Below are 9,773 nucleotides of genomic sequence, written 5' to 3' on the forward strand. Positions count from 1 at the left end.
CTTCAGCGTGGGCTTCGATATTAATGGCGCTATCGAGGTTAAGTAAATTAGCGAGGCCTAAACGAACTAAGGTCTGATCTTCAACTAGTAGGCACTTTATCATGGCTATTTTCTTCTACATTTAGTGGTAATGTCATGGTGTTGATCAGTGTTTCTTGCTCAAGATGTTGTGAAAATTCACCGCCAAATTGTGCCATGCGCTCATTTAACCCAGCTAACCCGTTCCCTTGCTTTGGTAGGTGGGTCTCTGGTTGATTGTGATATGCTTTTGCAATTAACAGCGGGTGTTGGTCAACGTGGGTGACATTTACATGCAAAGTAAAATGGTTTGCTTGGGTATGTTTAAGGGTGTTGCTGATCATCTCTTGGGTAAACCGCAACACACACAATGCAAAGTCTTGCGGGAGCTGCTCTGTCTCCTTACTTAGTTGGAGATCACAGTGTAAATTAGGTGTTAGTTCGCAAATGGCCTCAAGAGCTTGCTTAAGTATCGTTTTGCCATTGCGCTGAGTGGAAACGATTTCGCGTACTTCTGCTAATACTTCTTGGCTAAGTTGGTGGCAAAGAGAGAGGGTTTCAACGGTGGCTTCATTTGCTGCTCTTTTAGCAAAATCTAAATGAATGCTGAGCGCGGTAAGCTTATGGCCGAGCGAATCATGGAGCTCGCGTGATATGTTTTGTCGCTCTTGCGCTGCATGCATTGCCCCCATCATGTGTTGGGTGGCTTTTAACTCTTTGTAGTTTTGGCGGGATTGGTAATGTGTATTTAAACTTTCGACAATACGCCGGCTAACAAACCAATTCATTAAGCAAAAGAAAAACCAAATTGTAAACGTGATCCAAGGAATGCCATTTTCCCAGCGCGCATAATGCGTTAAACCATACACCAGCATGGCGGCTACAACACAAGCCAGTATTTTAGGAAGCGAAAAATGAGGACTAAAAACCGCGGTAAACATCACTAGGTGGATAAAAACTAAGGATGTTGAACTCAGTTGTATCATTGCCAAAACAAGCAGGAAATAGCCAAGCGCTACGCCGTGAACAAATTTGTTGGGCTGTTTTAACACATACAGCAAAATAGCTAAAATGGAACCACTTACTATGATTTGCAAATACAGTGCTAGTTCAGAGTTTGCATAATAAGCACACGCCGATGTAACACCCAGCCATGATGCCAATGTTGAGAAACGCCAATCGGTTGTATGTCGTATAGTTGATTCCATTACTACGGCCCTGTTTTTTTTATCAATTATTGCAGAACTCGCGTTGTAAAAACAGTGACATCTGTCATAGCTCGGGCTATGAGCTTTGTGACTAGTGCCATTATGCCTCATTCATTTATGCTTTATTAATAAAAATTAGTAGGGCACATTAATGAATAAAGACAGTCGATTACATTACATTGATAATTTACGCAGCCTCGCGCTATTGCTCGGCATCGTATTTCATGCCGCTTTAGCCTACAGTCCGTTTTTTAGCAATATTTGGTTTACGGCAGACCCAAGCACACATGGTCTATTTGATTATATTACGCATACGCTGCACTTATTTCGGATGCCGTTATTTTTTATTATTGCAGGGTTTTGCAGTGCACTTTTAATAGATAAATCGAGCAACGCGCGCTTTTTACATCATCGCAGTAAACATATTCTACTGCCTTTTATTGTATTTTTACCGTTAAGCTTTGCCGTTTACTACCATGCCTTGAGTTTTGGAGCCGGTATAGCTAATCCAATACCGCCGATTTTTGCTGTGTTTAAAGTTATTAAAGAGCCTGTTGTTAGCACTATGCACTTATGGTTTTTGTGGAACTTATTCCAGTTTTGCTTAATTCACTGGTTGTTGAAAACAACTAACTTATTAGGCAATAAATTCGATGCGCTTAGTGTTCACCCTTTATTTATGTGGGTTGTACTTTCCATCGTGTTAACGTTTTCATTAATGGGGCAACCTATTCCATTTCCTGCTCCTGATAAACTCACGCCACAGTTATGGTCGTATGGTTTTTACGGCAGTTTTTATTGTTTAGGAGTGGGGCTTTATAAAAAACAGCAGCTCATTTCGTCATATCATAAGTACTTATGGCCTATTAGCGTTGGTGCGGCTTTATCCCTTATTGCTTATTTTTATTTGCTGCCAGCGGCGCCGACCCTAGATGAAGTGATAGCTGCTGCCACCATTGGGAGTTTTGCAGCAGACCAACAACACGTTCTGCATGTGCTCACTCAGGTCGCAAGTATCATCTTGTTAACCGCCATGGTATTTTTACTTGGGCATCGTTTTTTAAATCACCAAAGCAAGCTCAGTCGCAGTATTTCAAATGCATCATATTGGGTTTACTTAATACATGTGCCAGTGCTGATTTATATCCAGATGCCATTGATTAATACTAATTGGCCAGTTTTAGTAAAGTTTATAGTTAGCGTGGTTGTTACATTACTTATAGGTCAAATAAGTTATTTATTATTAGTTAAAAATACGTGGTTGGGCGCACTACTTAACGGTAGGCAAACCAAGAGAAAGGTAATACAGTCAGCTTAAATGTCGTCACTTGGTAATGACTTCAAAGCAGCAAAACTGACACATTAATAACTACATAAAGGAATATTATTATGCAAGCAATAACAATCAAATCGACAACCGCCACGATTCAAAAAGGGGCGATTAAAGCCGATGGTAAGTTTACGTTAACCGATAGCGATGTAACCTTTACTGCATTTAACACACAATTTGGGTTAGGGCCTTATACGTTTTCACGGCGTGAAATTGTAAAAGTGAGCAAATGCCTAGGCACCGGTGCGGGTATTTTCCCTTTGACACAGGATGCGATTGAGATCGTATTAAAAGACAACAGTCACTATCAGTTTATCGTATCAAACCCACTTGAGTGGATTAATTTACTCAATAGAGTCTAGCGTAATTACAGGTAACTTATAAAAGTAATGATTGTTTTAATGTACCTAATAATGCACGATAAAAATATGGCGCTACTTTTATTTGGTACTCAGTGATAAACATGGATTTGATAAACACGTTATTGCTTAAGCTCGGTTTTGGCAAAAAAGCTCATCCACTCATCGTGTTAGGGAAGAAGCTATTAAACAACAATATCGCGGTAGTTAAGTCGCTCTAGTTATATTGTGTTTCACCTGATGCGTATTTCGACGGTATCAGTGAGTTTTAGAAAGACAATTGTTTTATAGAGTCGTTGGGCGATATAACCCCTGTTGGTGCATTGGTGAGGGCGTTGAGTAGCGCAAATGTTGTTATTGGAGTCGATAACCGCTCTGATCCTTTACGTGTTTTGCCATTACTGCAAAAGCTCACGCCCGTGCGTTTTGAAACGTCAGGTTTATTTAAAGATCTTGAGGTTTTTGCAGGAAAACGAATTATGGTTTGGCTCTCTAGTAGGAGGAGGAGGGAGTGTTGAGCACTCACCCACGCTGTTTGATTACTTGGATTCAGTGAAACTTAAAATGCTGGCAACAAACGATGATTCAGATGCATTAATCTTGTTTCTTTGCGATGAAGATGAACATACGAAAATTATTGAGCTGGCTTAGGAAGCCCAAATTAATTTATATTTTGAGCACATGTAAATTAGTGCCCGGTTTTATTGAATCACAACAGTTTTTTGAAGTTAGGCGTACTTAGGGCTACTTATTGTAACGAAACAACAGCGTTAGCCATAAACGTGAGGTTTTATTGAACTGGGCAACATACTGGGTTATTAATTTTTAAGGAATTACATGAATAAATACTTATTACTTCCATGCGTTGTTTTACTGGGGGCGGGGTTCAGCGTTAATGCAAATAACCATGTACTATCTGTTGACCAAGTTGCGCTGCAAGGCATGCAGTTCGCGTTTGAAAATGATGCACAAAGTAAACCTAAAAACAGTGATTTTACGCTGCTTAATACCGTGCTAATGAGCAGCGAGCAAGGTAAGCGTGTAGCGGTTGTTACGGTGCGTAATGATGCATCGGGTTCGCGTATTCTCGAAGGGTCTCATTTTATGGCCTTGTTTGCTGACGGTCAGCGAAAAACGCCCTTGTCGATGACGCAAGGGGTTAAATTAGCCCGAGGTGAGCGGCGTTCTTTTACGGTGTCGTTTGGTGAGGCTGATTACCCGATATTGTCTGTGTTTACCAGTAACAACGTTGAGTAGATGAAGAGACAACGCGTGACGAAATACTGAGGTAACGCGCATTAAAAAGCGCACAGGGCAGTGTGCGCTTTAGGGGAATTGCTGATTATATCAATCGTTTTACACATTATTTTACGCTTGGTATCGTTGAAAAAACACCCAACCTAATGCTAGCTTAGGTTAAAACACTGAAATAACAACATAACCACACTTTTTATAACCTATTTTATTTATTGCAGTAATTATTTTTATCATTAGTATGATATTCGCTAAATATAACTGATTGCATATTTAAAAGGTAACCTACATGCATCCACACATTGCTAAGCTTTATGAAAGTGCGAACAAGCCGCATAAGCTGATTATTGGCTTAATGAGTGGCACCTCGTTAGATGGCCTTGATGTGGCATTGTGCAAAATATCAAACCATGGCATGAACACTAATCTAGCGTTGATAGCGTTTGATACCATAGCCTATGATGAAAATTATAAACAAAAAATAAGAACAGTCTTTGCCAAGCGCGAGTGCGACCTCGAGCAGGTGACATTATTGCATCCTTGGATTGGCCGCTTACATGGCAGTATGGTGAATCAATGCTTAGCAAAATGGGGCGTTTCGGCTGATTCTATCGATGTGATTGCCAGTCATGGTCAAACAATTTATCACTGCCCTAAAAGTCAGCATGGGCAGGACGATTTTGGTCACGGCACGTTGCAAATTGGTGATAGCGATCATATTGCAGTCACCACGGGAATAACCACCCTGGGGGATTTTCGTCAAAAACATATTGCGGCTGGTGGAGAAGGTGCTCCTCTTGCTGTTTACGGTGATTATTTGTTCTTTACCAGCCGTACTGAAAACCGAATTTTGCTTAATATGGGAGGCATCGCTAATTTAACTTTTCTACCCCAATCAGCAGAGGCAAGCGCCGTATTCAGTTCAGACGTTGGTCCTGGTAATACAATTATGGATGCCTATATTCAGCAATATTTTAAGCCACTAAGCTACGATGTTGACAGTAAAATAGCGAGCCAAGGTCAGGTGAACCAGGCTCTTTTAAGTGCGCTGTGTGATGACCCGTTTTTTCAACAGCCTTTTCCCAAGACAACCGGCCCTGAAATATTTAACTTGCAATACTTAGCACGCGCGCAAGTGTTAACAAATACAACGGAGCTGGCACATAGCGATGTAATGGCAACATTAACGCGTTTTTCAGCCCAGGTGATTGCCGACGCTATTAACCGCAGTAGTACCGCTCTTGATAGTGTGAGTGTATACGCCAGTGGTGGTGGGGTTCATAATCCATTACTTATGGAGCATATTTTGTTTTTGTGCCCTCAGTTAACGGCGATTCAAAATACACATGTATTGGGGATTCACCCTGATGCAAAAGAAGCGGTGTTGTTTGCTATTTTAGCAAATGAGTGCCTAAGCGGCGGACAAGCCCGCTTTGGTAATACAGCACAAGGGATCCCCGATGTAACAATGGGTAAAGTCAGTTTTGCGGATTAGCCAGCCACCTATTTGCCTATATTAGATGCTTAGTGGGCCTTTATCTGACCTAAAAAATAGATAAAAACGCGCTGCTACAGCTTGCAAAAAACTGACGAATCGAGAGGCTTTTAGGCGCGCTGGTGGTTGTTGATGCAGGCTCAACATACCCTTTTTCGTGCGGTGTAATGACAACATCAAACTGTGCGCTGTCTTTTAATGTTGCATGCAACCCATGCAGCATTAACTGCATTACAAACTCATTACTGCCGCCAGGCACATCTATTTTAGATAACACTAAATTGACCCTACCTGCTTCAAGATCGTGCAAAGTGACAGTGTGCTCAACACTGTAACGCGCGTTTCTAGCAAGCAAATGGGTAACGTTGACTGAAATAACATCATCCTCATGCGCATCATCAGGTAAAGCACAGGCAAGGTTAACCTCATGCTGATCGTTTGCAACAAGATGCAAAGTATCACATTCAGATGTGTGTGCCATAGCAGCGGATAATGGATCTTCAAGAGGTTGTAGTGCAAAGTTCAATTGCACATGAGCGGTGTTCATTTGCTTCAGTCGTCTTTTAGTCGTTAGTTAAATTGAATGGAAAGTATCCTATATTTAGATTACAGAATTATGACTGTTGAATAAATGGGCATAGTTTATCTGTCAAAACACGATTTTTTGTTCTTTTTGTTCCCGAATTGGAACAGGTTGTTAGAAGTTTGAATGCAGAGCCCCATGCAACAAGGGCTACAGAGGAGGTGCTCTCATTCCCTGTTTGGGTTTATGATAGGCTTTTGAGTCAGTGTACAGAGCTATCAATAGCTTAATAAAATGAAAACCATACGCTCGGAGTCAATACTATATCCTTTTTTGCAACTAATACAGCATAAATAGTGACCTACATTTATACGGGATGTTGTAACTGTAGTGCTTAGGACTTTAAAGTTTATGGGGCAGATTTGAGTGAAAAGAGACGGTCACAGTATTCTAGTGTTATAGGCTCAATTCTCCAAATCAGTCGTTCCGCTAACGCATTTTTTCGCCTCATAATATTAGCTAGAAAATTTTGCTTAATGGGCTTACAACACCGTTTGCTCCTTGTTGTAAAACATGAGTGTAGATCTGTGTGGTTTTGACATCAGAATGGCCCAATTGTGCTTGAACTGTGCGAATATCGGCGCCACTTTGTAATAGATGCGTTGCAAATGAATGACGTAAGGTATGCGGTGTTATTATCTTTGTTAATCCCGATTTTTGAACGGCTTTTTTTACTTCTTTTCTTATACACGAGTGATGAAAATGATGTCGTCTTATTTCACCACTTTGAGTATCTTTACTTAATATATGTGAGGGAAATAAATACTGCCACGCAAGAGATTTTGAGGCAGAAGGATATTTTTTTGTTAAAGCATATGGCATCCATACGCCAGCATATTCCGTGTTATTTAAATCAAGTTTTAGATAGTCATCAACCTGCAGAATTTGATTTCTAAGCATAGGAATTAGCTCGGTGGCCAGCGTTACAATACGGTGTTTATTACCTTTGCCATTCCATACTTGAATACACTTGTAATCAAAATCAATATCTTTCACTCTTAGTTGCACCGCTTCCATTACTCTTAAACCACTTCCGTACATAAGGGCTGCAATAAGGTAATAACGCTTATTTAAATGAGTCATAAGCAGCTTAACTTCTTCGGGCGTCATAACTACAGGTAGTTTTGCTTGTTTTTTACTGCGGGCAAAATTTAAGTTTAACGACAGCTCTTTTTTTATTATGTGTTTGTATAGAAATGACAATGAATTGAGTGCCGTGGCTTGCGTTCGTGGTGCAACGTTTTGCTTTAACACTAAGTACTCTAGATAGCGTTCGACTTCATTGTCTCCCATTGAGGCGGGGTGGCGCTTATCATGAAAATGGATATAAGATGCAATCCATTTTAGGTACGTGTCCACGGTACGTAATGAATACTGACGCACCAACATATAATCAGCGATATGATTTAAAAATGGAGAGCGCGTTTTCATGTCATCACCAATATTTCAACTGTATAAATATACAGTATAGTTGCTTGGCTCTCATATTCAAGAAAATGAGCGACGAGCGCATTTTCTTTTTTCTGAATCTCTTTAGCGTCAATAAAAAATTATAGTTGGCAATACATTACGTTATTTGTTAAAAATAGATTTATTAATACATGAGCGTGACATCGGCAGAAAGATGCGCGACGCGCGCACTATAAAATTGTTAGGCAAATAGGTAAAATATGAATAAACAGTCCCTTCCTAGTGAAGAAATACTTCTTTGTTCCAATTGCTTTAATGATGAAGGCTTAAGAATAGATGCATATAAGGTAGGCAGCGAATCTCAAGAAGAGTGCCCAAACTGTGGTACTTCAGGGGGGAGCAAGCTTACTAAAGATTTGATTAAAGGTTTGGCTTGGCGCTTCTTTGTCAGCGGCACTACAATTCGTTGTGATTATGGTGCTGCGCCTGTGATTCAAACCAATGAGTCTCACTATGGAAAAAGTGATATAAGTCCATCGGCATGGTTAAAGAAGGATATCAAGTTAATAGAAGACGCGGCTCAAATTGGTTTTTTCCATTACGGTCCACGTTTATGGATGATCGGTGAAGTTGAACCGCTTAAAGATTTGCAAAATGAAAGCACACGAGACGGTATTATCAAACGAGTAGTACACGAGTACCCCGAAAAAACAATCCCTATCGGGACTAAATTTTACCGTTTGAGAATTAGCCCTAACAAGCCTTCTGCGCCCATGGAATATGACAGCCCACCAATTGAATTTTCAGGCAGAGGGCGCTTGGATTCATCAGATTTATCTGTTATGTACGGCTCCCAAGATCTTGACGTTTGTATTCATGAATGCCGAGCTTCGGTGGATGATGACATATATGTAGCTACGCTAAAAACTATTAAAAACTTGAGGTTGTTGGATCTAACTCATGTTCTGGAAGAGAACTCGACAGAATTTGAGAGCTTAGATATGGCTATACATATGTTGTTTTTAGCTAAGTCTCATTCCTATGAAATCTCCCGCGCCATAGTTAAGGCCGCTAAAAATGCAGGTTATGATGGGGTTATCTATCCTTCATTTTTCAGCTTAATTAGAACTGGAGGGCATCCATTCGAAACTTCTTATGGTTTGTCATTACGTAGGTATCACCCTGAACGAGAAAAGTATGCACAAGCTTACACCATAGAAAATTTGGCTCTTTTTGGATTTCCACTACAGTCTAAGTTAGTAGAAATGGTTTCCATTAACCGGCTTATCATCACTCACGTTGGTTACCAAGGACATTTCGGTCCTGTAGAGTATTAAGTTGAATCGATTGGCAGTATTTGCCTAACAATCAATTTAAGAGGGATTCTCAACGCTTGGCATTTTTGCTTCTACTTCAAATTTAGTGTTTATGGCACAATGCTTTAGGTTTGGGTGGAGGCGTTGTTCACCCCTTAATTGGGCGTTGAGGCTGTAGAATTACTCTTTTTAGAAACATGTCCTACCATTTAAAATTGATTGTTTTTTAACCTTGAATCCGCCGGGTGACTGTGATCTAATAGATATTATTCACCCACGGTAAATTGTTATGGCCAACTACAAGCCTGATTTATCCTGCCAAAATAAATTCATTCCTATCAATTTCGCTGAGCAAATTTTGCCTGGCACCTTTGAGTATGCGCTTTGTTATATTGTCGAAAATAAACTCGACTTGTCGGGCTTTGACGCGTGGTATAACAACGATAAAACGGGTGCCGCGGCGTATCCGCCGTCGGTGATGCTAAAGATTATTTTACTTGGTTATGCACATGGTTTGATCAGCAGTCGTCGAATTGCGAAGGCGTGTGAGAATAATATTTTGTTTATGAGTGTGTCGGGGGATATTCAGCCGCATTACACATCAATAGCGGGTTTTGTGGCTAAAATGCACGAACAAATTGAACCGCTGTTTACGCAAGTGCTGATGATATGTGATGAAGAAGGCTTGATAGGCCGTAACTTATTTGCCATTGATGGGTGTAAATTGAAATCGAATGCGAGCAAAGAGTGGAGCGGCACATTCGATGAACTAGGCCGTAAAAAAGCAAAACTAGAGCGCG

The 9,773-nt window shown here is 40.5% G+C and carries 10 protein-coding genes; 7 read left to right on the plus strand and 3 right to left on the minus strand.

The genetic code is table 11. The features are described 5' to 3' along the window. Positions 1 to 80 precede the first annotated feature (80 nt). The gene (locus ATS75_RS19805) at positions 81 to 1,226 is read right to left on the minus strand and encodes a sensor histidine kinase (RefSeq protein ID WP_058562138.1); all 1,146 of its coding nucleotides are present in this window, start codon (positions 1,224 to 1,226) and stop codon (positions 81 to 83) included. Between the two features lie 151 nt (positions 1,227 to 1,377). On the opposite strand from ATS75_RS19805, the gene ATS75_RS19810 reads away from it, so the two are divergent. The 5 genes from ATS75_RS19810 to ATS75_RS19830 all read left to right on the plus strand — a co-directional run bounded on the left by ATS75_RS19810 (position 1,378) and on the right by ATS75_RS19830 (position 5,664). Continuing rightward, entirely contained in the window at positions 1,378 to 2,544 is a 1,167-nt protein-coding gene (locus ATS75_RS19810) for an acyltransferase family protein (RefSeq protein ID WP_058562139.1), read from the plus strand. 71 nt (positions 2,545 to 2,615) lie between these two features. Then, on the plus strand, positions 2,616 to 2,918 hold the full coding sequence (locus ATS75_RS19815; protein WP_058562140.1) for a hypothetical protein: 303 nt from the start codon (positions 2,616 to 2,618) through the stop codon (positions 2,916 to 2,918). A 459-nt stretch (positions 2,919 to 3,377) separates the two neighbouring features. Next, the gene (locus tag ATS75_RS20470; RefSeq protein WP_161936911.1) at positions 3,378 to 3,566 is read left to right on the plus strand and encodes a hypothetical protein; all 189 of its coding nucleotides are present in this window, start codon (positions 3,378 to 3,380) and stop codon (positions 3,564 to 3,566) included. Between the two features lie 186 nt (positions 3,567 to 3,752). Beyond that, positions 3,753 to 4,172: a hypothetical protein gene (locus ATS75_RS19825; RefSeq protein WP_058562141.1), complete on the plus strand. Its 420-nt coding sequence runs from the start codon at positions 3,753 to 3,755 to the stop codon at positions 4,170 to 4,172. Between the two features lie 286 nt (positions 4,173 to 4,458). Then, a complete protein-coding gene (locus ATS75_RS19830; RefSeq protein ID WP_058562142.1) occupies positions 4,459 to 5,664 on the plus strand; it encodes an anhydro-N-acetylmuramic acid kinase in 1,206 nt (401 codons plus the stop codon). A gap of 49 nt (positions 5,665 to 5,713) precedes the next feature. On the opposite strand, the gene ATS75_RS19835 is transcribed toward ATS75_RS19830, so the two are convergent. Both ATS75_RS19835 and ATS75_RS19840 read right to left on the minus strand, forming a co-directional pair. Continuing rightward, positions 5,714 to 6,211: a hypothetical protein gene (locus ATS75_RS19835; RefSeq protein ID WP_058562143.1), complete on the minus strand. Its 498-nt coding sequence runs from the start codon at positions 6,209 to 6,211 to the stop codon at positions 5,714 to 5,716. A 495-nt stretch (positions 6,212 to 6,706) separates the two neighbouring features. Continuing rightward, entirely contained in the window at positions 6,707 to 7,678 is a 972-nt protein-coding gene (locus ATS75_RS19840; protein ID WP_058562144.1) for an integron integrase, read from the minus strand. Between the two features lie 239 nt (positions 7,679 to 7,917). On the opposite strand from ATS75_RS19840, the gene ATS75_RS19845 reads away from it, so the two are divergent. Continuing rightward, positions 7,918 to 8,994 (plus strand): RES family NAD+ phosphorylase, encoded by a 1,077-nt coding sequence (locus ATS75_RS19845; protein ID WP_058562145.1) that lies wholly within the window; start codon positions 7,918 to 7,920, stop codon positions 8,992 to 8,994. 268 nt (positions 8,995 to 9,262) lie between these two features. Then, the coding region (locus ATS75_RS19850; RefSeq protein WP_161936882.1) for a transposase at positions 9,263 to 9,773 on the plus strand (511 nt) is incomplete at its 3' end.

Source organism: Pseudoalteromonas sp. H105, assembly GCF_001469215.1.
Classification (GTDB): domain Bacteria; phylum Pseudomonadota; class Gammaproteobacteria; order Enterobacterales; family Alteromonadaceae; genus Pseudoalteromonas.